The 24,640-nt window shown below is 71.4% G+C and carries 25 protein-coding genes; 12 read left to right on the top strand and 13 right to left on the bottom strand.

The annotated features are described in order from the left end of the window. Window positions 1-66: 66 nt before the first annotated feature. Both IU476_RS09785 and IU476_RS09780 read right to left on the bottom strand, forming a co-directional pair. Window positions 67-714 (bottom strand): class I SAM-dependent methyltransferase, encoded by a 648-nt coding sequence (locus tag IU476_RS09785; protein WP_195098819.1) that lies wholly within the window; start codon window positions 712-714, stop codon window positions 67-69. A gap of 114 nt (window positions 715-828) precedes the next feature. After that, on the bottom strand, window positions 829-3,987 hold the full coding sequence (locus IU476_RS09780) for a non-ribosomal peptide synthetase (protein WP_195098818.1): 3,159 nt from the start codon (window positions 3,985-3,987) through the stop codon (window positions 829-831). 180 nt (window positions 3,988-4,167) lie between these two features. Between IU476_RS09780 and IU476_RS09775 the strand changes: the two genes are divergently transcribed. Together IU476_RS09775 and yczE are read left to right on the top strand one after the other, a co-directional pair. Further along, complete coding sequence (locus IU476_RS09775) at window positions 4,168-4,908, top strand: VIT1/CCC1 transporter family protein (RefSeq protein WP_195099786.1); 741 nt, start codon at window positions 4,168-4,170, stop codon at window positions 4,906-4,908. 133 nt (window positions 4,909-5,041) lie between these two features. After that, the gene (yczE, locus tag IU476_RS09770) at window positions 5,042-5,662 is read left to right on the top strand and encodes a membrane protein YczE (RefSeq protein ID WP_195098817.1); all 621 of its coding nucleotides are present in this window, start codon (window positions 5,042-5,044) and stop codon (window positions 5,660-5,662) included. Here the strand turns inward: yczE and IU476_RS09765 are convergent, their stop codons facing one another. Further along, window positions 5,663-6,304, bottom strand: a complete 642-nt coding sequence (locus tag IU476_RS09765) for a response regulator (RefSeq protein WP_195098816.1) — start codon at window positions 6,302-6,304, stop codon at window positions 5,663-5,665. Beyond that, window positions 6,301-7,455 (bottom strand): sensor histidine kinase, encoded by a 1,155-nt coding sequence (locus tag IU476_RS36760; protein WP_324193973.1) that lies wholly within the window; start codon window positions 7,453-7,455, stop codon window positions 6,301-6,303. The genes IU476_RS09765 and IU476_RS36760 overlap by 4 nt, the downstream gene beginning before the upstream one ends. 126 nt (window positions 7,456-7,581) lie before the next feature. On the opposite strand from IU476_RS36760, the gene IU476_RS09755 reads away from it, so the two are divergent. Then, window positions 7,582-8,523 carry an SDR family NAD(P)-dependent oxidoreductase gene (locus tag IU476_RS09755; protein WP_228823458.1) on the top strand — a complete coding sequence of 314 codons (942 nt, stop codon included), beginning with the start codon at window positions 7,582-7,584 and terminating at the stop codon, window positions 8,521-8,523. 11 nt (window positions 8,524-8,534) lie between these two features. Here the strand turns inward: IU476_RS09755 and IU476_RS09750 are convergent, their stop codons facing one another. The 3 genes from IU476_RS09750 to IU476_RS09740 form a co-directional block, all read right to left on the bottom strand. Then, a complete protein-coding gene (locus tag IU476_RS09750) occupies window positions 8,535-9,182 on the bottom strand; it encodes a pentapeptide repeat-containing protein (RefSeq protein ID WP_195098815.1) in 648 nt (215 codons plus the stop codon). Between the two features lie 66 nt (window positions 9,183-9,248). Next, window positions 9,249-9,779, bottom strand: coding sequence for a hypothetical protein (locus IU476_RS09745; RefSeq protein ID WP_195098813.1), 531 nt, complete (start codon window positions 9,777-9,779; stop codon window positions 9,249-9,251). A 112-nt stretch (window positions 9,780-9,891) separates the two neighbouring features. Next, a complete protein-coding gene (locus tag IU476_RS09740; RefSeq protein ID WP_195098812.1) occupies window positions 9,892-10,284 on the bottom strand; it encodes a nitroreductase/quinone reductase family protein in 393 nt (130 codons plus the stop codon). Between the two features lie 195 nt (window positions 10,285-10,479). Here IU476_RS09740 and IU476_RS09735 point away from each other — a divergent pair, with 195 nt between their 5' ends. Then, window positions 10,480-11,313 carry a helix-turn-helix domain-containing protein gene (locus IU476_RS09735; RefSeq protein ID WP_195098811.1) on the top strand — a complete coding sequence of 278 codons (834 nt, stop codon included), beginning with the start codon at window positions 10,480-10,482 and terminating at the stop codon, window positions 11,311-11,313. Here IU476_RS09735 and IU476_RS09730 read toward each other — a convergent pair whose 3' ends face one another. After that, window positions 11,314-12,684: a cytochrome P450 gene (locus tag IU476_RS09730; protein WP_324193971.1), complete on the bottom strand. Its 1,371-nt coding sequence runs from the start codon at window positions 12,682-12,684 to the stop codon at window positions 11,314-11,316. A gap of 337 nt (window positions 12,685-13,021) precedes the next feature. Between IU476_RS09730 and IU476_RS09725 the strand changes: the two genes are divergently transcribed. After that, the gene (locus tag IU476_RS09725) at window positions 13,022-13,495 is read left to right on the top strand and encodes a hypothetical protein (RefSeq protein ID WP_195098810.1); all 474 of its coding nucleotides are present in this window, start codon (window positions 13,022-13,024) and stop codon (window positions 13,493-13,495) included. A gap of 148 nt (window positions 13,496-13,643) precedes the next feature. On the opposite strand, the gene IU476_RS09720 is transcribed toward IU476_RS09725, so the two are convergent. The 3 genes from IU476_RS09720 to IU476_RS09710 all read right to left on the bottom strand — a co-directional run bounded on the left by IU476_RS09720 (window position 13,644) and on the right by IU476_RS09710 (window position 15,679). Continuing rightward, window positions 13,644-14,258 (bottom strand): NAD-dependent epimerase/dehydratase family protein, encoded by a 615-nt coding sequence (locus IU476_RS09720; protein ID WP_195098809.1) that lies wholly within the window; start codon window positions 14,256-14,258, stop codon window positions 13,644-13,646. 61 nt (window positions 14,259-14,319) lie between these two features. Continuing rightward, entirely contained in the window at window positions 14,320-15,270 is a 951-nt protein-coding gene (locus IU476_RS37020; protein WP_195098808.1) for a M56 family metallopeptidase, read from the bottom strand. Between the two features lie 37 nt (window positions 15,271-15,307). Further along, entirely contained in the window at window positions 15,308-15,679 is a 372-nt protein-coding gene (locus IU476_RS09710) for a BlaI/MecI/CopY family transcriptional regulator (RefSeq protein WP_195098807.1), read from the bottom strand. A gap of 419 nt (window positions 15,680-16,098) precedes the next feature. Here IU476_RS09710 and IU476_RS09705 point away from each other — a divergent pair, with 419 nt between their 5' ends. Next, a complete protein-coding gene (locus IU476_RS09705) occupies window positions 16,099-16,893 on the top strand; it encodes a helix-turn-helix domain-containing protein (protein ID WP_195098806.1) in 795 nt (264 codons plus the stop codon). Between the two features lie 6 nt (window positions 16,894-16,899). Here the strand turns inward: IU476_RS09705 and IU476_RS09700 are convergent, their stop codons facing one another. Beyond that, complete coding sequence (locus IU476_RS09700) at window positions 16,900-17,589, bottom strand: methyltransferase domain-containing protein (protein WP_195098804.1); 690 nt, start codon at window positions 17,587-17,589, stop codon at window positions 16,900-16,902. A gap of 107 nt (window positions 17,590-17,696) precedes the next feature. Here IU476_RS09700 and IU476_RS09695 point away from each other — a divergent pair, with 107 nt between their 5' ends. From IU476_RS09695 to IU476_RS09685, 3 genes are all read left to right on the top strand, one after another. Further along, on the top strand, window positions 17,697-18,257 hold the full coding sequence (locus tag IU476_RS09695; RefSeq protein ID WP_195098803.1) for a TetR/AcrR family transcriptional regulator: 561 nt from the start codon (window positions 17,697-17,699) through the stop codon (window positions 18,255-18,257). A gap of 71 nt (window positions 18,258-18,328) precedes the next feature. Then, on the top strand, window positions 18,329-18,988 hold the full coding sequence (locus IU476_RS09690) for a PadR family transcriptional regulator (protein ID WP_195098802.1): 660 nt from the start codon (window positions 18,329-18,331) through the stop codon (window positions 18,986-18,988). 179 nt (window positions 18,989-19,167) lie between these two features. Continuing rightward, entirely contained in the window at window positions 19,168-20,373 is a 1,206-nt protein-coding gene (locus IU476_RS09685; protein ID WP_195098801.1) for an FAD-dependent oxidoreductase, read from the top strand. Between the two features lie 44 nt (window positions 20,374-20,417). Here IU476_RS09685 and IU476_RS09680 read toward each other — a convergent pair whose 3' ends face one another. Continuing rightward, entirely contained in the window at window positions 20,418-22,454 is a 2,037-nt protein-coding gene (locus tag IU476_RS09680) for an MDR family MFS transporter (RefSeq protein WP_195098800.1), read from the bottom strand. A gap of 189 nt (window positions 22,455-22,643) precedes the next feature. Here IU476_RS09680 and IU476_RS09675 point away from each other — a divergent pair, with 189 nt between their 5' ends. The 3 genes from IU476_RS09675 to IU476_RS09665 all read left to right on the top strand — a co-directional run bounded on the left by IU476_RS09675 (window position 22,644) and on the right by IU476_RS09665 (window position 24,635). Continuing rightward, on the top strand, window positions 22,644-23,519 hold the full coding sequence (locus tag IU476_RS09675) for an oxidoreductase (RefSeq protein WP_195098799.1): 876 nt from the start codon (window positions 22,644-22,646) through the stop codon (window positions 23,517-23,519). Window positions 23,520-23,614: 95 nt separating this feature from the next. Then, window positions 23,615-24,013, top strand: coding sequence for a transcriptional regulator (locus tag IU476_RS09670; RefSeq protein ID WP_195099781.1), 399 nt, complete (start codon window positions 23,615-23,617; stop codon window positions 24,011-24,013). A 304-nt stretch (window positions 24,014-24,317) separates the two neighbouring features. Then, on the top strand, window positions 24,318-24,635 hold the full coding sequence (locus IU476_RS09665) for a DUF3817 domain-containing protein (RefSeq protein ID WP_195099779.1): 318 nt from the start codon (window positions 24,318-24,320) through the stop codon (window positions 24,633-24,635). Window positions 24,636-24,640: the final 5 nt, after the last annotated feature.

Here is a 24,640-nt window from a genome sequence, read left to right as displayed (position 1 = left end):
GCCCGCATCGTACGGACCGGTGGCAGCGACCCTGCGCAATGCGGCAGACAGGAGAAGCGGGAAGGGTCAGGTGAGGCGGGCGATCAGGAGGTGTGCGGGGAGGGGGCGGTGTTCGACGGGGCGGTGCTCGACGGTGAAGCCCGCGCGTTCCAGCGCGTCGATCAGTTCCGGGACGGGTCGGAGCCGGAAACCGTAGGCGGTGAAGGGCATTCGGGCCATGGCGTCGGGGTCGCCGATGCCGATCACCAGGCGACCGCCGGGGCGCAGCACCCGGGCCAGCTCCGCGCAGGCGCGGTCCAGCTCGGTGACGAAGTAGACCGTGTTGACGGTGATCGCCGCGTCCACACCGGCATCCGCGAGCGGCAGGTCGGTGAGCGAGCCCTCGAGCACGCGCAGCCGGCCCGCGCCGACGTCGGCCGCGTAGCGAGACTTGGCCCGCGCCAGCATGTCCGGCGAGATCTCCACCCCGTGCACGGTGCCGTCGGCGCCGACCCGGTCGAGCAGCAGCGACAACCCGATGCCGCCGCCGAACCCGATATCGGCCGCGGCGGCACCCGGCCCGACCTCCGCCGCCTCGACCGCACCGGCGATCAGTGCCCGGTTCCCCCGGTTCAGCATCGCCGCCACCCCCTTGCCCAGCAGCCCGTGCGGATTCCCGAGCTGACCGGCGAGAGTGGACAGGGCGCGCGCGACAACGGCATTCACCTCACGCATGCTACCGGTGTCGACTTCAGGCCGACCTGACCTTGCACGCCTGCCGCCATGAACACTTTCTCGGCGCGGACGTGCGCCGCACCCCGTGCGGTCGGCTCGGGTAGTTCGCGCGTCTCACGGTGCGGACTCAGCCTCGTTCCCGGCGGGCAGTGCGTCGAGACCGGCGAACAGGATGGTGTCGAAGCGTGCGGCCAGTCTCTTCGCGGTCCGCTTGTCCAGGGCATCGTCCGCGTACTCGACGAAGCCGAACAGCGCACGGGGGCGGCTGTTCTCGTCCTTCTCCTCGGTCAGAACGAGCGAGATGTCCCAGTCCGCCGGGGCCGCCGGCTCGGCCAGCGGCTCCCAGGCGGCGTCGAGGCCCGCGCCGCGCAGGTCGGAGGCGGGAATGTTTTGGAACGCCAGTCGAATTCGCAACCGATCCGCGATACCGAGGGCTTCGGTGAGGTATTCGAACGGCACGTCCTGGTTGTCCATGGCGGCCAGGCTGATTCGGCGGACGCGGCCGAGCAGCCGCGCGAAATCGGGGGCGTCGTCGAGGCGGGTGCGGAGCACGAGGAAGTTGGTGCAGCGCCCGACCATCTCCTCCATTCCGGCCTCGGTCCGGCCGGCGGTCGGCACACAGACCGCGATGTCGGTGCCGTATCCGAACTCGCCGAGCGTCAGCGTGAACGCGGTGTGCGCCAGCATGAAGACGCTGACGTCGGCGGCGGTGGCGCTGTCCACGAGTCGCCGATATCGCGCGGCGTCGACCCGTAGCGGTATACGGTGGGCCAACGGCTGCGCACCGGGCGCCCTGGAAGGTGCTGGGACCGTGGGTAATTCGGCGAGTGTTTCCCGCCAGTACGCCAACTGCCCGGCGATCGGCGACCGCCCGTCCGCGCCGTCGACGAGCCGGTGCTGCCAGATCGCGTGTTCGGCGTACTGCAGCGGCAGCGGCTGCCACGCCGGTGCCTCACCCGCGAGGCGCGCCCGCAGCGCGGTCCCGAGGTCCTGCACCAGCGGCGCCAGCGACCACCCGTCGGCCGCCACCTGATGCAGCACCAGCAACAGCAGGTCACCGCGCCGATCGGGGAAAAGCCTCGCGCGCAACGGCACCTGGGCGCGCAGGTCGAACGGCTGCGCCGCGACGGCGGCCACCCGCGGCGCGCCGCCACCGGCGACGGTCTCGAAATCGAGTGCGTCGGCGAGCACGAGCTGCTGCCCGGGAAAGACGGTGCGCAGGATCTCGTGCCGCCCGACCAGGTCGGCGAGCGCCCGCGCGACCGCCGCCGGCGGTGTCGAACCCGCCAACCGCAGCGGCAGGACGTAGGCGCGGCCGGGGCTGTCGCCCGCGCGCTCGGCGGCGTTCAGTTCGAGCAACCGGCGTTGCGGAAACGACAGCGGCACCAGGTCGCCGCGGACGCTGTCCGCCCGCGACGGCAGTGTGCGGGAGCCTGCCGACAGTGCGGCGAGCCCCGCCACGGTGCGGTGGCGGAAGATGTCCTGCACCTGCACCTGTTCGCCGAGTTCGCGCAGGATGCGGGCGCGCAGCCGGACGGCGCTCAGCGAATCCCCGCCCATGCGGAAGAAGTCGTCGTCGATACCGATCTCGGTCAGGCCCAGCACCTCTCGGAAGATCGCGGCGAGGGTGTGTTCGCGGTCGGTGCGGGGCGGGCGGCCCGTGGACCGCGCGCGGAAGTCCGGGGCCGGGAGCGACCGGACGTCGAGCTTGCCGTTCACCGTCAGCGGCCAGCTGTCGACGACGATGATCGCCGCCGGGACCAGGTGCTCCGGAAGGTGTTCGGCGAGTTGACGTTCGAGGTCGGCGAGGGTGTCGGGAGCGGCACCGCGCACGTAGGCCAGCAGCCGACCGTCCCGGACGACCACCTTCGCGTCGGCGTCGGCGCAGCGCCGCAGCACGGCCTCGATCTCGCCGGGTTCGATACGGAAACCTCGCAATTGGATCTGCTGATCACCGCGCCGCAGGTACTCGAGTCCGTGCGCCGCCCGGCGGACGAGGTCGCCCGATCGGTACATGCGCGCGCCCGGCGGCCCGTACGGGTCGGCGACGAAGCGGGCGGCGGTGAGTCCCGGCCGACCGAGATACCCACGCGCCACCTGGTTTCCGGCGACGTAGATCTCGCCGGTGCCCCACCCCGGCACCGGCCGCAACCGGTGATCGAGGACGCGGGTGCCCACGCCGGGGAGGCCGTTGCCAATGTTGCTGCCCACCGTGCCGGAGGTCGCCGCGCGCCGATCCAGCGGCTGGAGAGTCACATGCACTGTCGCCTCGGTGATTCCGTACATGTTCACCAGTCGCGGCGTGTGCTCGCCGTGCCGGTCGAACCAGTCCGCGAGCTCAGCCGTCACCAGCGCCTCGCCGCCGAAGATCAAGTACCGCAGCGCCAGCGGCGGGTCCGGCGGTGCGACGCGGTCGGCGGCGTCGAGCAGGCCGAACGCCGACGGCGTCTGGCTCACGACGGTGACGCGTTCACGAACGAGCAACTCCCGGAACAGATCCGGCGACCGCGACGTCGTGTGATCGACGACGACGGCCGTCCCGCCGGTGAGCAGCGCGCCCCACAGCTCCCACACCGCGAAATCGAACGCGAAGGAATGGAACACCGTCCAGACGTCGTCCTCGCGGAAGTCGAAGCGCGGCAGCGCATGAGTGAACAGCTGCACCACATTGGCGTGGGTGATCACCACGCCCTTCGGCATGCCCGTGGACCCGGACGTGTAGATCACATACACCGGATCGTCGGGCCGCGCCCGGACACGAAGGGCATGGGCGGGAACGGGATCCGAGTCGATCAGCACCAGCGGCAGGTCGGTGTCCGGGAGCAAATCGGACAGTTCGGCGCTGGTCAGCACGCAGGCGGGCGCGGCGTCGGCCAGCAGGAATTCGAGTCGTTTCCGAGGGTGCGCGGGATCCAGCGGCAGGTAGGCCGCACCCGCGCGCAACACCGCCAGCAGCGCGACCGGCATCCGCGCGGACCGCTCCAGCAGCACCGCGACCAGCGCACCGGGCCCCACGCCCCGCGAACGCAGCAGGGCCGCGGTCGAATCCGCGCGCCGCGACAGCTCCGCACAGGTGAGCGTCTCGTCTCCGGCGCGCACGGCGATCGCCGCCCCGCCCGCGGCCAGCCTGGCGTCCACGAGGTCCGTCAATGTCGCGTCGGCCCAGCCGGTTTCGGGATCGCGCGCACCGCGCACGATCCCGCCACCGCCTCCGAGTGCCGGTAACTCCGCTGCGCGTCCCGTCGCCGCACCACCCACAGCCGACACGTCCACCCGTACTCCCTTGTCACTCAGCGGCCCTGCCCCAACCGTCGACCCGCCTCATGGGCGGCCGACCATATTTCGGGGATCGGCGGGTGATCAGCGGAAGTTACGGTTCGGCGGTCCCCAAAAGTTCGGGGCATGGCGGAGCTGTCGACCGGCGAGCCGGCCGGGCGCTTCGGGCCGACGACCATGTCCGGGCCTACTGTGCTCGTCGTGGACGACAACAGCACGCACCCGCACGAACCGCACACCGAAGGCCTGGCGTCGAGGCTGAACTGGCTGCGCGCCGGGGTGCTCGGCGCCAACGACGGCATCGTGTCCACGGCCGGGCTGGTCGTCGGCGTGGCGTCGGCGACCACCAGCACCGGACCGATCCTCACCGCGGGCGTGGCCGGGCTGGTGGCGGGCGCGATCTCGATGGCGGCCGGCGAGTACGTCTCGGTGAGCACCCAGCGCGATTCGGAGAAGGCGCTGCTGTCCAAGGAGCGCCGGGAACTCGCCACGGAACCGGACTACGAACTCGCCGAACTCGCCGAGATCTACCGCCGCAAGGGACTGTCCACCGCGACCGCGCGCAAGGTCGCCGAGGAACTCACCGCGCACGACGCCTTCGCCGCGCACGCCGAGGCCGAACTGGGCCTCAACCCCGACGAGCTGACCAACCCGTGGCAGGCCGCGTTCTCCTCGGCCGTCGCGTTCACCTGCGGCGCCCTGCTGCCGCTGCTGGCGATCCTGCTCCCCCCGGCGACCTGGCGCGTCCCCGTGACCATCGTCGCCGTCCTGATCGCGCTGGCCGTAACCGGCTCGATCAGCGCCCGCCTCGGCCGCAGCAACCCGGTACGCGCCACCACCCGCGTAGTCCTCGGCGGCGCCCTCGCCATGGCCATCACCTACGCCGTCGGCCAGATCCCCGGCGTCTCCGGCCACTGACCTCGGACACCCGCGACGGCACCGTGCACCCGCCCCGGTTCGGATCCACCTCGTGGCCAGTCTCGGCGATCGAATGCCAGTGATTGGGTACTGGATCTGTATTCGGGGGCCAGTGGTGTTTCATGCTGGCGCAATGTTGATTCGCCGCCTGGGGGCTCTCTATGCCGGACTGTGGTTGTACGGGTTCTCTATGGCTGTGATGATTCGGGCGGGGCTGGGGTTGGATCCGTGGGATGTGTTTCATCAGGGGGTGGCGGCGCATGTGCCGGTGAGTTTCGGTGTGGTGACGGCGGTGACCGGGGTGGCGGTGTTGCTGGCCTGGATTCCGTTGCGGCAGAAGCCCGGGCTGGGGACGGTGAGCAATGTGGTGGTGATCGCGGTATCGGTCGATGCCGGGTTGTGGCTGCTGCCGCAGTGGCAGGCGCTGCCCGTGCGGGTGGGGGCGATGGCGGCGGCCGTGCTGCTGAACGCCGTCGCCACCGTGCTCTACATCGGCGCGGGCATGGGGCCCGGCCCGCGGGACGGCCTGATGACCGGACTGGTGCGGCGCACCGGGCGGCCGGTGTGGGCCATCCGCACCGGTATCGAGGCGACAGTGCTGGTCACCGGCTGGCTGCTCGGCGGCAGCGTCGGCATCGGCACCCTGGTCTACGCCTTCGGCATCGGCCCGCTGATCCACCTGCTGATCCCGCTGGCCGACCGCTGGCTGCCGGGCTTCCATCCCGCACCCGATCCGGCGCCAACCCTGGTGTGACTATCGCGGCAGGCCCAGCACGGCGAGCCGAACCCGGTTGGTGGCACCGGTTTTCGCCATCAGATTGGTGACGTGCGTCTTCACCGTCGTGACGCCGACGTGCAGGCGGGCGGCGATCTCGGCGTTCGACAGTCCCCGCGACACCAGTTCCAGCACTTCGATCTCCCGCGCGGTCAATCCCGGAAGTGCTGCGGGCGAGCGGCTTTCGCCTTCCGCCCGAGCGGCCGTCGCGGCGTCGACGACGCGGTCGAGCACGCCCGGCGAGAACGGGCGCGCGCCGCTCGCCGCCCGGCGGATGCCGTCGAGTAGTTCGGTCGGCGAGGCGTCCTTCACGAGGAAGCCGCAGGCGCCGGCGGCGAGCGCCGGATACAGGTGCTCGTCGTCGTCGAAGGTCGTCAGCGCCACCACCCGGGTGGCGGGCCGCTCGGCGAGAATGGTGGCGGTGGCGCGGATTCCGTCCATGCCGGGCATGCGCAGGTCCATCAGCACCACGTCGGGCCGGGTGCGCTCGGCCAGGCGCACCGCGTCGGCGCCCGTGGCCGCCTCGCCGACCACCTCCAGGTCGGCGGCGGTCTCGCACAGCATGCGCAATCCGGCGCGGACCAGCTGCTGGTCGTCGACCAGCAGCACCCGCACGGTCACGACGCCCGCCCTGGTAGCCGCGCCGCGAGCCGCCAGCCCTCCGGACTCGGACCGGCGGTCAGTGCGCCGCCGAGCAGTTCCACCCGCTCGGCCAGGCCGATCAGGCCGACTCCCGTTGCGCCGGTAGAAGTTTCCCGTGCCGGGCAGGTATTGGTCAGCGCGAACTCCACGCCGTCGTCGACCGTGATCACCAGCCGCGCCGCCGCCTCGGGTCCACCGTGTTCGACCACATTGGCCAGGCCTTCCTGGGTCAGGCGCAGCACCGCCAGCGCCGCGAGCGCGCTCACCCCGGCGACGTCCCCGATCTCGGCCGCCACCGACGGCCCCAGCCGCCGGGTGCGCGTCACCGCCGCCTCGATCGCGGCGGGCAGGTCGCCGGGCGCGACGAACGCCTCGCCCGCGCCCTCGGGATCACGCAGGATCGTCACCAATTTTCGCAGGTCGGCCATGGTTTCCTTGCCACTGGCGTGAATATCGTCGAGTACCTCGCGCACCGCGGCCGGCGCGTCGGGCAGCGCGTGCCGGGCCACCCCGACCCGCAGCACCGTCGAGGAGACGTGGTGGGCGATGAGGTCGTGCAGTTCTCGTGCGAGGGCGGTGCGCTCGGCCGACCGCGCCGCCGCCACCTCCGCCGCACGCTGCCGGGCCAGCTCGTCGGCGGCCCGCCGGGCGCGGGCGGCGCTGTCGAGAGCGCCGCGCAGCAACCCGCCGATCACCAGCGGCAGCCCCGCCATCACGACCGCGCGGTAGCCGGTGGCGCCCGCGCCGCCCGCCGGGTGCAGCAGGTATGCCCCCGCCAAAGCCGCTGCCGCACACCAGGTCTGCCAGGTGCCGCGGCGCGCGGCGAGTTCGGTCAGCGCCACGCCCGCGGCCACCTTCGCCACCACCGGGCCGGTGTCGCCGAACACGAACCCGAGGGCGAGTAGACCGGTGGTCAGCAAGGAGGCGGTCAGCGGGCGGCGCACCCCGACCACCGTCGCGAGGACGGCGGACACGCCGATCATCCAGTCCACGAGCGTCGCGGTGGTGCTGAGCCACAACAGGCAGCCGACGGCCAGCGCCAGCAGGACGGCGAGCCGGACCGGTATCGAACGCTCCGACATCAGCCACTCGAGGCCGCGGGCCACGGGCGGGTCCACACCATTCCGCACGCTGCCATCATGCCGCCCGGCGGCTGCGCGCGTCTCCTACCGAGGGAGGAGACGCCTCGTCCCGGCGGCCTGCGGACCGGCCCGCGGGCCGATTCGCCGGGTACGGCCGCCGGGCACGCTGAACCCATGACCGACGCGGACACCACACCGACCACTCCCCGCCCGAACCGCCGGCGCATGCTCGGCGCCCTCGCCGCCTCGGGCGCCGTCGCGGGCGCGGCCGGGCTGGCCGCCGGGGTGGCCCTCGGCGCCGATGCCGACCCGCCGCGCTATCGGCCCGCGCAGCGCCGCTTCCAGGACAAGGTCGTCGTGATCACGGGCGCCACCTCGGGAATCGGCGCGGCGGCGGCACACCTGTTCGCCGCCGAGGGCGCGCGCGTCGCCTTCTGCGGCAGACGGGTCGACCGCGGGCAGGCGGTGGAGCGCGACATCCGCGCCGCCGGGGGCGAGGCCACCTACATCCGGGCCGACGTGCTGGTGGAGGACGACGTCCGGGCCTTCGTCGACGCCGCGGTCGACTTGTACGGCGGCCTGCACGTCGCCTTCGACAACGCGGGCATCACGATTCAGAAGAAGCTGCACGAGTACACCGCCGAGGAGTTCGACCGGGTGCTGCACACCAATCTGCGCGGCACCTTTCTCGCCATGAAATACCAAGTGCCGCATATGATCCGGTCGGGCGGCGGCACGATCGTGGTGACCTCCTCGTCGAACGCCCTGGCCACCGACGCCGGGCGCGGTGCCTACACCGCGAGCAAGCGCGCCCTGGTCGGGCTGGTCCAGTCGGCCGCCCTCGACTACGCCGGCGACGGCATCCGGGTCAACGCGCTGGTCCCCGGCACCACCGACACCGAGTTGGTCCGCAATGCCGGGCCGCTCGGCGCCCTGCCCGACGACGCCTACCGGGTGGCGATGCGGCAGTGGGCGAAAACCAATGTGCCCGGGCTGGGCCGGCTCGCCACGCCGGAGGAGATCGCGGCCTTCGCCCTCACGCTCGCGGCGCCGGAGCACGGCTATCTCACCGGAGCGCAACTCGTCATCGACGGCGGCAAGACCGCCCATGCCTGACGGACGCGGAGTCAGTTGTCGCGCACGATGATTCCCGCGGCGCGCGCGAACGCCGGGGCGAGGTCGAACAGCTGCACGGTGCTGATGGTGGCGCCGCGCAGCGCGTCGATGCCGGCGGTGATGTCCAGCGTGGGCGCGCCGCGCAGATCCACCTCGTGCAGGGTCGCGCCGTGCAGCGCCACCTGGTCGAGGCGGGTGCCGGGGAAACTCACCCGGTTCAGGGTGGCCTCGCCGAAATCGACGTCGCGCAGCACGCAGTCGGCGAAGGTGACGTCGCGCAGCGCGGCGTTGCGCAGATTCACCGAGTCGAATTTGCAGCCCTCGAACCGGACGCGCCGCAGCTGCGCGCTGACCACCTCCACCCCGGACAGCGCCGAGTCGACGAATTCGGCGTTCAGCCAGGCGGTTTGCCCGAGATTGGTGCCGATCCACCGGACATTGCGCAGCCAGACGTCGTCGAAGCGGGTGTAGCGCAGGGTGCCGCCGGCGAACACCGTCTGAGTGAACGCCGACTCGGTGAACCGGGCGCCCCGGGCCTCGAGACCGTCGAAGGTGACCGAGTCGATGTGTGCGCTCTCGTACTCGGTGTCGGCTTCGGGCTCGGCGGTGAAGCCCTCCAGGAAGCGGGCGTAGGGCAGATCGGCTAAGTCGCGAGGCACCCCTGCACCCTAGGCGAGCACACCGACAAGGCGGCGGGTCGATTCGCCGGAACGACCGAACCCCGCTCAGGGCGCCGGGATCGCACCCAGATCGGGCACCCCGGGCACCACTTCCGCGGGCGGCGCCCCGGGATCCTGCCGCTGGGGCAGGCAGGCCCAACTACCGTCCGGCGCGGTTCCCCACTGCGCGACGATGCCGTCGTGCGAGCAGTCGCCCCCGACGCGGTGCGCGCTGCCGCCCTGACTCTGGGGAAGACAGACCCAGCTGCCGTCCGGTGCGTGCCCCCACTGCGCGATCATGCCGTCGCGCGAGCAGTCGTCGCCGACGCGGTGGACGGGCTGGGGCGCGCTGGAGGGCGGGACGGTCGCCCGCGCGGCCGACGACGCGAGCGCGGGCCGGGCGCTCGAAACCGGCGCGGTGCTGGTCGCGGCCGTGGTGTCGGCGTCGGAATCCTTCTCCGAGCGATTCAGCAGCACCCCTACCAGGGCGGATACCGCGATGATCGCCACGATGACGGCGGCGATCGCCACCTTGCGCGCGTTGTCGTCCGCTCCGTCCGGCGGCACCCGCGGCGGCCGATTGCCCGGTGACAGCATTGTCGGAACCCTTTCGTCGCCCCAGCGTGCACCGCTGACCCGAAAAGCCCGGTCACCTGGAACGTTACCGAAGGGAACCGCTGTGTCGGCGCCGTGACGCGCCGAGCCGGCCTCAGTCCAGATCGATCCGCACGGTGAGCAGATCGGTGCCGACCGCGCCGACGACCGCGCTGTTCGCGCGCGGCAACTCCTTCAGCCGCGCCCGCGCGTCGTCGTCGGGAACGAGGTGTGCCGTGCCGGTGTGCCAGTGGCCGTGCAGCCGCAGCCGCACCCGGTTGTCGGCGAGGATGTTGCGGACGTACTGGGAACGCTCACCGAATTCGGAGACGAACCAGAACGAGTTGCCGACGCGTCGCCCGCCGATCGGGGTGTGGCGTGGTGCGCCGCTCACCCGCCCCGTCGTTTCCAGCAGGGTCTGCGCGCCCAGCCGCCGCAGGATCGGGTTGCCGATATTGCGCTGGAAGGCCGTCACCAACCGGTGTTGGACATCGCGACGATTCGCCATGCGCCGACGGTAACACCGGGGTACCGGGCAGGCATCCGAGAGACGGCGTCGCCCCAGCGGTCCGCCGTCGGAAAGAACGGCGCGTACCAGCCAAAACCACGGCGCGGCAAGGCTTCCGGTGCGCACATCCGGGTTGACCGTCGTGACGTCGTGCGTAGGATTCTCGAGAGCACGCGGGGCAGAAGGGGACGGACGATGAGAAGTCAGCCGAGCCGTTCCCCGAACGCACCCGAACCCATGCCGGTCGGCCGGATCCTGCAGCGCTGGCGCCGCGACGCCGACCTGGACGTGGCCGAACTCGCCGCCGCGGCGCACCTGTCGGAATCGTTGCTGCGCAAGGTGGAATCGGGCCACCGGCCCGCGACCAGGAACACCGTCACCGCCCTCGCGCCGGTGCTGCGCATCCCGGCGGCCGACGTGCGGCAGTTGCTGCTGCTGGTCGATCCGGCACCGGCCCCGGCGGTCGCGCCGGCCGCGGAACGTGCCCCGACCGCGCGGGAATACGCTGTGCTGGACGCGGATCCGTTCCCGGCCTGCTACATGGTGACGCCCGCGGGCCGTGACCTGGTCGAGGGCGCGCTGCACCGGATCGTCGCGACGAACGAGGCGTTCGACCGCTTCTTCCCCGGTCTGGGCCCCGGCTCGGGCGTGGTCGAGTACGAGGTGCTCGTCCCGGCGGCGCGCGAGGTGTTCGTGCGCTGGGAGGAGGACACCCACCACTTGGTGCGCGCCTGCCGCACCCAGCTCACCGGCTTCGTCTCCGAACCGCGCGTCGAGGAGGTCAAACAGCGGCTGCGCGCGAACCCGGACTTCGAAAACATGTGGGACACACCGTATCCCGCCGCCCTGGAGACACGGGACACGGTCTGGGTGCGCGACATCTCCGACGGGTCCGCGTTCGAGATGGTGTTCCGGATGTCCAGCGACGCGAGCCCCTACCTGCACTGGGCGCTGACGCCGGTCCGGCTCGCCGACTACCTGAAGCGCTACCCGCCCGAGCGGTACATGCCGCGCCGCCACGCCCGCTGATCAGGTTGCGGGCGTGCGGCTTTCGAGGATCATCGGCAGGCGCGGCGGCCGCAGACTGGCAGCGAGCCGCGGTCGCGGCGGGCGTTCGACCAGCGCCGGGGTGGGCCGCACCCGCCAGCGCGCGGTGATCGAGGCCAGCGCGAGGGTCAGCTCGGCCAGCGCGAAATGCTCACCGATGCACCGCCGCGCGCCGTACCCGAACGGCAGGTACGCGCCGGCGGGCAGATCGCGATCCCACTCCCACCGCCCGGGGTCGAAGCCGCTCGGGCTCGGATACAGATCCGGCCGGTGGTGCAGCAGATACGGGCTGACGGCGAGCGTGGCGCCGGCCGGAATCGCGTAGCGCCCCAGCGTGGTATCGGCCATGGCCGTGCGGGTGAGGATCCACACCGGCGGATACCTGCGCAGCGTTTCCGCGACGACGTGGCGGGTGTAGGTGAGCCGCGGCAGGTGCTCGTGGGTGGCGGGGTGCGCGCCGGACAGCACGGTGTCGACCTCGTCGTGCAGTCGCCGCTGCACGTCCGGCCGGGTGCCGATCAGCCACAGCGCCCAGGCGAGAGCGGTTGCGGTGGTGTCGATTCCGGCGATCTGGAACAGCAGCAGCTGATCGACGATGTCGGTGTCGGACAGGCCGGTGTCGCCGTCGCGGGCCGTCAGCAGCACCGACAGCAGATCGGCGGAATCACCGCCCGCGGCCCGACCGGTGGCCGCGGCGGCGGAGATCAGCGCGCGCAACCGCCGGCTCGCGGCGAGGTAGCGGCGATTGTCCGGGGTGGGCAACCGGGTGAGCGGCGCGGGCAGCAGCATGCGCTTGGCCGCGACCGCCACCAGGGTGTCGATGTCGTCCAGCACCTGCCGCATGTCGCCGAGCACGCCGGTGTCGCGCCGGAACATCGTGCGCGCCAGTATCTTCGCGACGACGGTCATGGTCTCGGCGGTGACGTCGACGGTGGCGCCCGATCGCCACCGGTCGCTCATCGCGCCGAACTCGGCGCTCATGTGCACGGCGTAGTCCGCGAGCCGTTGCTTGTGGAACGCCGGCTGAATCAGGCGGCGCTGTAGGCGATGCTCGTCGTGGCGGCAGGTGGTGAGGCTGTTGCCCACCACCTCGCGGGCCCGTTCGAAGAACTGCCCGCCCTTGTCGAAATCCTCGCCCCGGCGCAGGATCTCGTGCGCCGCGGCGGCCGAACACGCCACGATCACCTCGGCGGGACCGACCCGCAGGGTCACCAGATCACCGTGCGCGGGCAGGGTCGTGAGGAAGTCGAGGAAGTTCCGCATGCGCGGGAGGTGGCCGAGTCCGGGCACCGCGCCCGGCAGCGTCGGCACGGCCGGAGCGGACGGTTCGGGGGACGGAGTTCGTTCGGACACTGCGCAACTCCCGGAATGCCGTTCGCTCGATGAACCTGAGCACGGATATTCTCCGGCAATCGGCTTCCGCGCCTGCGGATTCCATTCGCTCTGCTCGAAAGACAAGTCAACAGCCGGTGTTTCACGGCTGTCAATTCACATCTTGTGCAAATGGCGATCGTCGGCTTTCCCGGTCACCGCGCCGGTGCGCGTTTTCACAAAGTGTGCATTGACACCGCGACCGCGGCGGCAGTTCACTTGGTGCACGGGCGGTACAGATTTCGCGCCGATTCCACACCAGGCCTTTCCTACCGCGCCCTCACCGATCCGAGGGCTCGACGAAGACGTGGAGTGCACCATGATCGTGTCCGATGCTCGACCCGACCCCCGCGATCCCCGCGGCGCCACCGTCGTGCTGCCCACGCGGCGCACGCAGCCGTTCGTGATCGGTTTCCTGCGTACCGATCTGTGCCGCCCGCTCAACAGCGTGCGCTGGGGCGGGCCGGAAGGCGTTGAGGAGCAGTCGATCCGGGCGCTCGTGGACCGGCACCGCTGGCAGCTGCTGTACATGCTGCGCGTGCAGCCGCAGCCCGACGTGATCGCCGAGCCGATCGAGCACCTGCTGACCTTCGCCCACATGATCGCGCCGGACGCCATCGTGGTACCGAAGCGGCTGCACCTGCGCGACGCGCGCGGCTACGACTGCCTCGAGGCGGTGTCCCGGGTGTGCGCGGTGGTCACCGCGACGCCGGAGAAGCTGTGGCCCTGCACCGGCGACGACCCGGCGTTCGACGACGACGTAGCCACCCGCCCTACCGCTACGTCCTGGTGACCGAGGGGCCGCCACGCGCCACCGCCACCGCACCGGTCCGCGGGCCGCCGGTCCGGCCGCGACACCGGAACGCCGGCCGATCGGCACGCTCAGCCGTCCGGAGGGGAACAGCTGAACGAGCCGGGTCGGCGGCCGGGTCGAGCCGGACTCAGTGCACGGGTTCGAAATCCGTCTGCCCGGTGTCGGTGAGCGCGTAGATGCCGGAGGCGAGGTCGAGGGCCGTCGCGGTGCGCGCGGCCGCCTCGTCGATGTGGATGCGCGGCGGGTCCGGATGGGCGTTCGGGTCCGGATAGTAGGTGTCGGGCCCGTAGAACTGGCCGTAGCGCAGCACCACACCGCCCGTGCCGAGCACCGCCTGTTCCAGATAGTCCTTGGCGGCCTTGCCTTCTCCGCTCATCTCCCACGCCACGCTCTGCGCCAGCACCTTCTTCACCCCGGCGGCGGCCGCGGCGGCGAGCAGGTTGGCAGTGCCCTCCTGCCGGATGCGGGCGTTCGCGGCGCGCCCGGCGGGCAGGTCGGCGGCGTCGTCGGGAAGGTCGGTGAGCTGGTGCATGAGCATGTCCGGGGCGTAGGCGCGCACCGCCTGCTCCAGCGCCGCCGCGTCGTACACGTCGCACACGACCGGCTCGGCGCCCAGTGCGGCCAGCGCCGACGCCTTGGCCGGGGATCTGGTCATCCCCGCGACCTCGCAGCCGACCGCGATCAACAGCGGCGTCAGCCGGACGCCGAGCACACCACTCGCACCTGCCAAGAAGACTCGCACCGGGCTAGCCTAACGAGGGCCGCCGCGCGACCGGTCCACACCCCGCCGCGATCGTCCCGATTCACAACAGGCAGAGCAGGATTCCCGAGGCCGCGGTCGCGGTGCTGCACAGCGGTCCGCCGAGACCGAGCGCGATGCCGGTGAGCAGTCCGGCGCGGGTCTGGAAGTGCCACCCGGCGCGCGGGGCGGCCAGCCGCTCGGCGCGGGCCAGCACGTCGGCGCCGCTCGCGGCGAGCGCGCCCGAGGGCGCCGCGCCGGAGAGGGTGAGCAGGCCCGACAGCAGCGGCGCGCGCCCGTGCCGGCGCACCGCGGAGTCGTCGGCGCACATCTCCAGCAGGCGCGCCACCTCGCGCGCGCCGACCGTGCACAGCCGCAGCCGCGGGAACGTGGTGGCCAGCCCGCGCATGATCGTCAGCAGCAGCGGATGCCGGTTGCGCAGGTGCGCGTGCTCGTGGGCGAGCACGGCCGCCAGTTCGTCCTCGGCCAGCGCCGCCAGCGCCCCGCTGGTCAGCACCACGACGTTCGGCACGCCCTCCACGCAGTAGGCCGCCCGCTCCTCGGACTCCAGCACCACCACGTCGGCGACCGCGTGCCGGTGCACCCGGCGTCCGGTCAGGCGCAGCGCCTCCGCGTGTTCGCGCGCTCGCAGCCGCATCCGCCGGTGCGACCGGGTCAGCCGGACACCGAGCACGACGGCCAGCACCGCCAGCGCGCCGAGCACGCCCATCAGGCCGAGCTGCGCCGCGATGCCGGCGTGGCCGATCGCGATCTCCTCGGCCTCGTGCAGCCCGGACAGCACCGGCCCGCCCGGCCGGAACCACGAGTGGGTGAGATCGGCCAGCGCGACGACCAGCGCCACGGTCCAGGAACCGAGCACGCTGACGATCAACGACAGCCACGCCAGCACGCCCAGGCGCGGGAACACCCCGTCGCGCGTGAGCCGCGGCAGCAGCCGGGGCGCGGCCGTGGCCACCACGACCGCGTAGAGAAACAGTCCGATCGCGATGCTCACGCCCGCACCTCATTGGTCGACGGGACCGCCCGCGGCCTCACGTGCCCCTCGCCAATCTGCGCAGGGCCGCCCGCAGGCGATCGGATTCCTCCGGGCCGATCTGCTCGACGAAATGCGCCAGCACCAGCTCGGAGCGGCCGCCGTCGTCGAGCGCCTCGCGCATCAGCCGGGCGCTGTGCTGCTCGCGGGTCAGGGTGGGCCAGTAGCGGAACGCCTTGCCCTCGCGGCGGCGCTCCAGCCAGCCCTTGCGGTGCAGATTGTCCATGGTCGACATGACGGTCGTGTACGCGATCTCGCGTTCGGCCGTCAGTTCGTCGAACAGCTCCCGGACGGTGGTCGGGTCGCCGTTCCGATTCCAGAGACGGTCCATGACCACCGACTCGAGTTCCCCGAATCCGCGCGTGCGCACCGTACCTCCTCATCGTGCCGCCGGTCCGGAACCCGGACGGCTTACTGGACATACTATCTACGTACCTGGACAGTAAACCGGTAATGCGTCCGGCCGGGGCCGCTTGACCCGCCTCGCGCCCGTCATCTACTGTCTACGTACGTAGATAGTAGTGCATACTTCGGCGCGGCGCTCCTCGCGGCGGCCGCCGGAGGTCACGACGCGACCGGCCGGTCGTGCACGGTTCTCCGGGTTTCCCTCATCATCCCGGCGGGCCTTCGGCGCCAGGGGACAACAAGCGCGCCGCACCCCGGCCGGCGCGTACGCGACCAGCACCGCCCCGGGTTCCCGCGCCGGCACGCCGGACTCCGGGGCGGTCGCACGCCCGCATACCTCGCGGGGAATGGCGCGGCCGCCGCGCCGCGGCGAGGATGGGCGGCATGACGACCGCTGTGGCAGATCCCGGTCCGTTCGCGCGGGAACTGCGCCGCTGGCGCGGGCTGCGCCGCCTGAGCCAGCTCGAGCTGGCGCTGCGCGCCGACACCACCCAGCGCCACCTGAGCTTTCTCGAACAGGGCCGCTCGCAGCCCGGGCGGGCCATGGTGGTCCGGCTGGCCGAGTCGCTGGGCCTGTCGCTGCGCGAACGCAACGCGCTGCTGACCGCGGCCGGATACGCCCCCGCGTTCGACGAATCGGACTGGGCCGCACCGCGTTTGGAGCCGGTGCGGGAAGCGTTGCGCGGCATCCTCGCCGGGCACCTGCCGTATCCGGCGCTGATCGTGGACCGCCACAGCACCCTGATCGAAGCCAACGCCGCCTTCGACCTGTTCCTCGACGGCTGCGCACCCGACCTGCTGCGCCCGCCGGTCAATGTGCGCCGGCTCGCGCTGCATCCCGACGGGCTGGCCCGGCGCGTGCTGAACCTGCCCGAGTGGGGCCGCCACGTCACCGAGTCGCTGCGCACCCGGCTGCTGGCCAGCCCCGATCCGGACCTCGAGGCGCTGCTCACCGAGCTGGAGAGCTACCTGCCACCGGTCCGGCCCGGCGCCGGCTACCTCGGCTTCGCCGTCCCCCTGCGCCTGCGCGGCGACGACGGCGAACTCCGCCTCATCACCACCCTCACCTCGTTCGCCACCGCCACCGACGTCTCCCTGGCCGAACTGCAACTCGAGGCGTTCCTACCCGCCGACGAAACCACCGCGCACCTCCTCCGCCAGCGCGCGACGCGTCACTGAGCGCGCTCAGCGCGGCCTGCGCGCGGTGAGGATTCCCGCCCCGTATCGGCTCACCTGGAAGGCGGGCGGCTCGAATCCCGCCGCGGCGAGCGTGTCGGCGTAGCGCCGGATATCCACCTCGGCGAACGGATCTCGCTGCGGCGCAGCGCTTCCGGCGCCGTGCGCGCGCGAGACCCGGCCCATGAGATCGGCGACCACGCGCATAAGCCCGGTCGGGTGCGCGTCGGCGAGCAGCAGTCGTCCGCCCGGCCGCAGCACCCGGTACATCTCCGCGACGGCCTCGGCCCGGCACTCGACCGCCACGTGATGCATGACGAACGTACATGTGACAACGTCGAATTCGGCGTCCGCAACCGGAAGTGACTGCGCCGCACCGAGTTCGAAGCGGACGTTCGGCGCGGCCGTGTGCGCCCGGGCGTACTCGACCATCGGCCGGGCCGCATCGATGCCCAGCACCTCGCCGTCCGGCCCAACCGCGGCGGCCAGCTCGGCGGCCAATTTGCCTGGGCCGCTGCCGATGTCGAGCACCCGGTCGCCGGGCGCCGCGCCGCTGCGGACGGTGAGCTCGGCCAGCAGCCGGCGATGGCGGCCGCCGAAGAGCGCGGCGGTCAACGCGTTGTAGCGACGGGGACTGGTGATCAGCAGCCCGGCTTCGTCGGGCACGGTCACGGGGAACAGCTGTATGTTTCGGGACATATGTTCATCTTCGGAGCGGCACGGCGGACCGACCAGAACCGAAATGCGCCGGTCCGTCCGTTTCGGGACGGTTTCCCGGGTTTCGTCCGGAACGACAGGAGACAGCGATGACCGAGCCCGCCGACCGCCGGGTGCGGCGCACCCGCCGGGCCCTGCACGAGGCGTTGATCGGCCTGATGCTCGAACGCGGCTACGCCCGGGTCACGGTGCAGGACATCCTCGATCGCGCCGACGTGGGCCGCTCCACGTTCTACGCGCACTTCCGGAACAAGGACGACCTGCTCGTGGGGAGCAGTACCGACTACCTGCGCCGGGCGGTGGCCGACACCGTGTCGCCGACCGCTCCCCCGTTGGCCCCCGCGCACACGCTGCTGCGGCTCGCCGCCGCGCACCCGGATCTCTACCGGGCGCTGATCGGGCCGAAGAGCGGGGCCGTGCCGCTGCGCGCCACCCGGCAGATGATCGCCGGCATGCTCGGTGACCACCTGCGCGACCGGCTCGACCTGCCCGACGACGACTTCGCCGACACCGTCGCCTTCCTGTCCTGGGGACTGCTCGGGTTGATCGACGCGGTGATCGACCCGCGCCGCCCCACCCCGCCGGACGTCGCGTTCCGCCGCCTCGAGGCATTGACCGGGCCGGGCCTGGCCGCCCGGATGCGTCGCTGATGCCCACCGAAAAGCACTACTTGCCCACAAATACTCGTAGACGTATATTCGTAGACGAGTAAGGAGGTGTGATGGCCAAGAAGCGGAAGGTCGGCAATTTGCTGGCGCTGGCGGTGCTCGCGGTGCTGTTCGAGCGGCCGATGCACCGCTACGAGATCGCGGCCACGCTCAAGGAGCGCGGCAAGGAACGCGATATGGACATCAAGTGGGGTTCGCTGTACACGGTCGTGCAGAACCTGGAGAAGCACGGCTTCCTCGAGGTGATCGGCAGCGAGCGCGACGGCGCCCGGCCCGAGCGCACCATCTACCGCATCACCGACGCGGGCCGCACCGAACTCGACGACTGGACCCGCGAGCTGGTCTCCACCCCCGAACCCGAACATCACCGGTTCCTCGCCGGCCTGTCCATCGTGGGACTGCTGCCGCCCGACGACGTGATCGCCCTGCTGGGCGAGCGAGTGGACCGGCTGGAGCGGCTCATCGCCACCGAGCGCGACGACCTCGCGACCCAGCGCGCCACCCTCCCCCGGCTGTTCCTCGTCGAATCGGAATTCCAGCTGGCGATGCTCGAGGCCGAGGCCCGCTGGACGGCCGGCCTGCGCGACGAGCTGGCCTCCGGCGCCTTCCCCGACGTGGCCGTCTGGCGGCGCATGCACGCCGACGGCATCGATCCCGCCGAGGTCGTCGAAATGGTCGAAAGGGGGGACTTCACGCTGTCGACGGACGCCTGACTCGCAGGCGCACAGGACCGGGCCCGGCAAGGTGCGGCAACACCCCGCCGAGCCCGATCGATCACCGACTCGAACCGCATTCGCGCAGGCGAACCCGGCCCAAGTGTGGCAACTACAGGATAACGGGGCGTCGTGTGCGGAGATCGGTTCGGGCAACCGAACCCTTCAGGGAGATTTCCATGTCCATCAGGACCGCACTGGTCATCGGCGGCGGCATCGCCGGCCCCGTGACCGCCACCGCACTGCACCGGGCCGGCATCGAGGCCCGCGTCTACGAGGCCTACCCGGGACCGGCCTACAACATCGGCAGCGCCCTCGGTTTCGCCGCCAACGGGCTGGCCGCGCTCGACGTGATCGGCGCCGGCGACGCCGTGCGTAAGGTCGCGCTGCCGATGACCGACACCGTGATGTCGTTGGGGCACAAGCAGATCGCCATGCCCGCACTGCCCGGTGTGGAGCCGCTGCAGGTGGTCGACCGCAGCAGCCTGCACGAGGTGCTGCACGACGCCGCCGTCGCGGCCGGCGTGCCGTTCGAGTACAACAGGCGGCTGGTCGGCGTAGACGAGCACGCCGACGGCGTCACCGCGCGCTTCGCCGACGGCTCCACCGCCACCGCCGACGTGCTGATCGGCGCGGACGGCATCAAGTCACAGGTGCGCACGCTGATCGATCCGCAGGCGCCGGCCGCCGACTACCTCGGCATGCTCGGTTTCGGCGCCTACACCCGCTGTTCGGTCGAGGTGCCGCCGCAGACGATGGTCTTCGCCTACGGCCGCAACGCCTACTACCTGTACTGGTCGCTGCCCGACGGCCGGATCGGCTGGGGCGTGAATCTGCCGCACAAGCAATACCTTTCGCTGACCGAGGCCCGGCAGGTGCCCGCCGAGCAGTGGCTGCGGATCCTGCGCGAGACCTACGGCGAGGACGTTCCCGGCGGCGAACTCGCCCGCAACACCGCCCCGGAGGACCTGATGGTCGCCGGTGCGCTGCACATCATGCCGCCGGTGCCGACCTGGTATCGCGGCCGGATGGCGCTGGTCGGCGACGCGGTGCACGCGCCGTCGAACAGCACCGGCCAGGGCGCGTCGCTGGCCATCGAGAGCGGCATCCAGCTGGCCCGCTGCCTGCGCGACTGCGCCGATCCGGCAACGGCTTTCGCGACCTACGAGCGGATCCGCCGGCCCCGGGTGGAGCGGATCGCCGCGCGCGGCGCGAAGATCAGCCACAGCAAGACCGTCGGTCCGGTCATGCGCCGGATGATGCCGGTGCTGATGCCGCTGGCCGCCAAGGCGATGAAGCTCGAGGAGACCATGATCCGGGAGCAGAGCTACGTCATCGACTGGGACGCCCCGGTCGACGTGCGGGACGAACTCGCCCGCGCCTGAACCGGTTTCGCCCGGCCCCGCCCGTCGCTTCGGTGGCGGGCGGGTCAGCGCGCGTAGGCCGGGAGCGCGCCGGGACGCTCGGTCTCGTCGAGCAGTTTGGCGGCGATATTGTCCAGCGCCCGGTCCAGCAGCACGCGGTCGTCGGGGTCGGCGCAGTTCCAGTCGTCGACGTGGTCGCACAGCCAGCGGCGCCACGCGGCGAAGATGCGGTCGAATTCGGCCTGCCCGGCGTCGGTGAGAGTGACCAGGGCGCCGTCGAATTCGACGTAGCCGTTGTCGACGGCCTTCTCGTACACCGGTTCCAGCACCTCCGGCGGCATCCAGTGGGCGCGGGCGATCGCCGCCAGCGTCGCACCGCCGCGCACCCGGTGCAGCATCTCCACCTGGCCGATCGCCCACGCCTGATCGCGCGAGAGCGAACTCTCCGCGGCCGCCAGGATGCGCGGGTCCGGCAGTTCGTCGTCGCGCAGCCGGCGCAGCACGCTGGCCAGCGAATGTTCCAGTCGCACCGTGCGATCCATCGAATCCGGAACCGCGAAGCCGCCGCCGACATCGGCGGCCTCGGCGCGGGCGCTGTCGCGCAGCGGCACCTGCTTCAGGAACCACGCGACGAGGAAGCCGAGCACCGCCACCGGCACCACCCAGCGGAACACGTAGTCGATGGTGTCGGCGTAGGCGTCGACGATCGGGATGCGCTGTTGTTCCGGAAGTCGCTGCAGCAGTTGGGGACTGTTCGCGGCGGCGGGCGGCACCTCGGGATTCTGCGCGAGCGCGCCGCCCAGGTTCGTGCCGATCCGGCTGCTGTAGAGGGTGCCGAAAATCGCTGTGCCGAAGGTGCTTCCGACGGTGCGGAAGAACGTCACGCCCGAGGTGGCGGTGCCGAGATCGCTGTAGGGCACCGTGTTCTGCACCACGATGGTGAGCACCTGCATGGCCAGGCCGATCCCGAGACCCAGGATCAGCATGTACAGCGATTCCAGCCAGAAGCCCGTGGTCCGGTTCATCGTCGACATCAGGTACAGGCCCAGCGCCATGACCGCGGTGCCGGCCACCGGAAAGTATTTGTACTTCCCGGTCTTGCCGACCACCTGCCCGGAGATGATCGAGGTGGTGAACAGGCCCACCACCAGCGGCAGCGTGCGCACGCCGGAGGCCGTCGCCGACACCCCGTTCACGTATTGCAGATACGCGGGCAGGTAGGTCATCGCGCCCAGCATCGCGAAGCCCACGATGAAGCTGAGGATCGAGCAGACGGTGAACACATTGCTGCGGAACAGGTGCATCGGCAGCATCGGCTCGGCGGCCCGCCGCTCGACCAGCACGAACCCCGTGAGCAGCACCAGCGCCGCCGCGAACAGCCCGATGATGGTCGCCGAACCCCACGGATACTCCTGCCCGCCCCATTCCAGCGCCAGGATCAGGCAGCTCACCCCGATCGCCACCAGCGCGATCCCGGCGTAGTCGACCACCGGGCGCACCGCCGCGCGGATCGAAGGAATCGCCCGGGCCGCCACCGCGATCATCAGGATCGCGATCGGCACGTTGACGTAGAAGCACCAGCGCCAGCTGGCGTGGTCGGTGAACAGGCCGCCCAGCGTCGGGCCGATCACGGTGGTGATGCCGAAGACCGCGCCCAGCGCACCCTGGTACTTGCCGCGCTCGCGCAGCGGGATGACGTCGGCGATCAGTGCCATCGAGGTGACCATCAGCCCGCCCGCGCCCACGCCCTGGATGCCGCGGGCGATCACCAGCAGCGTCATGCCGTGCGCCAGCCCGGCGACCATCGAGCCGACGATGAAGACCAGCCCGCTGAGCTGGAACACCAGCTTGCGTCCGAACAGGTCGCCGAACTTGCCGGCCAGCGCGGTCGCCACCGCCTCGGCCAGCAGGTACGCCGTGACCACCCAGGCCATGTGCCCGGCGCCGCCGAGGTCGGCGACGATCGTGGGCAGGGCCGTGGAGACGATGGTCTGGTCGAGGGCCGCCATCAGCATGCCCAGCACCACCGTGCCGAAGACCACATTGGCCCGGGCGTGGCTCACGGGTGCGGGAGCGTCGGCGACGGTCGTGGCGGCAGTCATTAGCTCAGTATGTGCCGGACAGCCGATTTCGCCGCCGCGACACGGCAGCGGTCCAGGTGGATCGAGGTCGGGTAAGTTAGCCGTGAAGTGCCGATCCGGGATGCTGTCCCCGGAACTTACTCTGGAGTAAGGTCGTCGTGAGAGAATGCACCGACGCTTCTCGTACACGGTAGGCAGTGAGGTCTCGACATGGCATGGAAAACCGGCGATATCCCGGACCTGACCGGGCGGACGTTCGTGGTCACCGGAGCCAACGGCGGTATCGGCAAGCACACCACCCGGGTGCTGGCGGCCAAGGGCGGCACCGTGATCATGGCCTGCCGCAACACCGCCAAGGCCCAGGAGATCGCCGACGGCCTCGCGGGTGACGTGCGGGTGGCCGCGCTGGACCTGGCCGACCTCGCCTCGGTCCGCGCCTTCGCCGAGCAGACCGGCGAGATCGATGTGCTGATCAACAACGCCGGCCTGATGAACATCCCGTTCTCCCGCACCAAGGACGGCTTCGAAACCCAGTGGGGCGTCAACCACCTCGGCCATTTCGCGCTCACCGGCCTGCTGCTGGACCGCATCGGCGACCGGGTGGTGTCGCTGTCGAGCATCGCGCACAAGCAGACGCCCAAGCTGTGGGTCGACGACCTGAACTACGAGCACCGAAAGTATCAGCGCAATCTCGCCTACGCCCAGGCCAAGCTGTCGAATCTGATGTTCGCCCGGGAATTGCAGCGGCGGCTGGCCGAATCCGGTTCGCCGAAGAAGTCCTACGCGGTGCATCCCGGCGTCTCGGCGACGGACCTGTTCACCCGGACCGAGACGCCGATCGACAAGGTCGCCAAGCCGTTCATCGCGATGGTCGGCCACTCCCCGGCCAAGGCCGCCGAATCCAGCCTGTTCGCCGCCACCGTGCCCGACGCCGACCCGGACGTCTACTGGGGTCCCACCCGGATGTTCGGGGCGCAGGGCCCGGTGAAACCGTCGCCGTCGAACAAGCTGTCGCGCAACCGCGAGTTGTGGCGGCGGCTGTGGGAGGAATCCGAGCGGCTGACGGGCGTCACCTACAAGTTCTGACGGCCTCGAGTGCCGGGGGCCTGCCCCTACGTACCGTGTAGTAGACGGGTACCGTGGTAGGCGTGTCCGCTCCACACCGTCGCCCGGCTCTGATCATGCTGGTGATCGTTGCCGCGCTGGTCTGCCTGGCGCTCGGCTGGTGGCAGTGGGGCCGCTTCGAATCCTCGTCGGGCACGGCGCAGAACCTCGGGTACGCGTTGCAGTGGCCGCTGTTCGCCGGGTTCGTGGTGTTCGCCTACTTCCGGTTCGTGCGCCTGGAGCGGGAGACCGCGGCGGACGAGACCGCTGAGGACACCGCCGCACCGGCGCCCAGGAGCGCGAAACCCGTTGCGCAGCGCGAGATCCCGCCCGGCATCCTGCCCGAGCGCCCTACCGCGCGCCACGACGACGATCCGGTTCTCGCCGAGTACAACCGGTACCTCGCCGAGTTGAACGCGCAGGACCTGCGGCAGGCTCGCGCCACCGACCGCGACGCCGAGGCGGGCGCGCGGTGAGCCGCCCGGTCCCCCATCCGTCATCGATCGCCTCATTCGAGAGGAGCGCCGGTTGAGCGCCGCCGACAACTCCACCGACACCACCCCGGCCGCCGACAGCACGGCGGTCACCACCCCCGTGGCCACGGACGCCGCCGAGGGCAAGGGCCCCGCAGCCGACGCCACCGGCCCGGACGCCGACGGCAAGGCTCCCGCGGCTGACGCCACCCATTCGGCCGACGGCGGCGCTACCTCTGCCGCCGAGGGGACCGGCTCGCCCGCCGACTCCCCGGCACCCCGCGCGGCGGGCGCGAGCACCGCGCGGATTCGCTCGGCGCTGACCCGGTACCGGGTGCTGGCCTACATCACCGGTGTGTGGCTGCTGCTGCTCTGCGCCGAGATGGTCTACAAGTACCTGCTGCTCGCGGACAGCAGCACGGCCCCGCACTGGCTGTTCTACGTCGGCCAGATCCACGGCATCTTCTACATGCTGTACCTGGTGTTCACCATCGACCTGGCGATCAAGACCCGCTGGCAGCCCGGCACCACCGTGATCACCGCGCTCGCGGGCACCATCCCGTTCCTGTCCTTCGTCTGCGAGCACTACCGCACCCGCCAGGTCCGGGAGTCCTACAACCTCTGACCACG

Source organism: Nocardia blacklockiae (assembly GCF_015477355.1).
GTDB classification, from domain to species: domain Bacteria; phylum Actinomycetota; class Actinomycetes; order Mycobacteriales; family Mycobacteriaceae; genus Nocardia; species Nocardia blacklockiae.
The sequence above is the reverse complement of the archived record's forward strand: the minus strand, read 5'-3'. Positions and strand labels throughout refer to the sequence as shown.

What these genes read in the sequence shown, in the direction of transcription:
- IU476_RS09745 (WP_195098813.1), bottom strand. Translation starts at nt 9,779, where the DNA reads ATGCTGTCACCGGGCAATCGGCCGCCGCGGGTGCCGCCGGACGGAGCG.
- IU476_RS09700 (WP_195098804.1), bottom strand. Translation starts at nt 17,589, where the DNA reads ATGTCCCGAAACATACAGCTGTTCCCCGTGACCGTGCCCGACGAAGCC.
- IU476_RS09740 (WP_195098812.1), bottom strand. Translation starts at nt 10,284, where the DNA reads ATGGCGAATCGTCGCGATGTCCAACACCGGTTGGTGACGGCCTTCCAG.
- IU476_RS09775 (WP_195099786.1), top strand. Translation starts at nt 4,168, where the DNA reads ATGTCCGGGCCTACTGTGCTCGTCGTGGACGACAACAGCACGCACCCG.
- IU476_RS09705 (WP_195098806.1), top strand. Translation starts at nt 16,099, where the DNA reads ATGACGACCGCTGTGGCAGATCCCGGTCCGTTCGCGCGGGAACTGCGC.
- IU476_RS09735 (WP_195098811.1), top strand. Translation starts at nt 10,480, where the DNA reads ATGAGAAGTCAGCCGAGCCGTTCCCCGAACGCACCCGAACCCATGCCG.
- IU476_RS09675 (WP_195098799.1), top strand. Translation starts at nt 22,644, where the DNA reads ATGGCATGGAAAACCGGCGATATCCCGGACCTGACCGGGCGGACGTTC.
- IU476_RS09785 (WP_195098819.1), bottom strand. Translation starts at nt 714, where the DNA reads ATGCGTGAGGTGAATGCCGTTGTCGCGCGCGCCCTGTCCACTCTCGCC.
- IU476_RS09670 (WP_195099781.1), top strand. Translation starts at nt 23,615, where the DNA reads ATGCTGGTGATCGTTGCCGCGCTGGTCTGCCTGGCGCTCGGCTGGTGG.
- IU476_RS09690 (WP_195098802.1), top strand. Translation starts at nt 18,329, where the DNA reads ATGGCCAAGAAGCGGAAGGTCGGCAATTTGCTGGCGCTGGCGGTGCTC.
- IU476_RS09755 (WP_228823458.1), top strand. Translation starts at nt 7,582, where the DNA reads ATGACCGACGCGGACACCACACCGACCACTCCCCGCCCGAACCGCCGG.
- IU476_RS09695 (WP_195098803.1), top strand. Translation starts at nt 17,697, where the DNA reads ATGACCGAGCCCGCCGACCGCCGGGTGCGGCGCACCCGCCGGGCCCTG.
- yczE (WP_195098817.1), top strand. Translation starts at nt 5,042, where the DNA reads ATGTTGATTCGCCGCCTGGGGGCTCTCTATGCCGGACTGTGGTTGTAC.
- IU476_RS09680 (WP_195098800.1), bottom strand. Translation starts at nt 22,454, where the DNA reads ATGACTGCCGCCACGACCGTCGCCGACGCTCCCGCACCCGTGAGCCAC.
- IU476_RS09725 (WP_195098810.1), top strand. Translation starts at nt 13,022, where the DNA reads ATGATCGTGTCCGATGCTCGACCCGACCCCCGCGATCCCCGCGGCGCC.
- IU476_RS09685 (WP_195098801.1), top strand. Translation starts at nt 19,168, where the DNA reads ATGTCCATCAGGACCGCACTGGTCATCGGCGGCGGCATCGCCGGCCCC.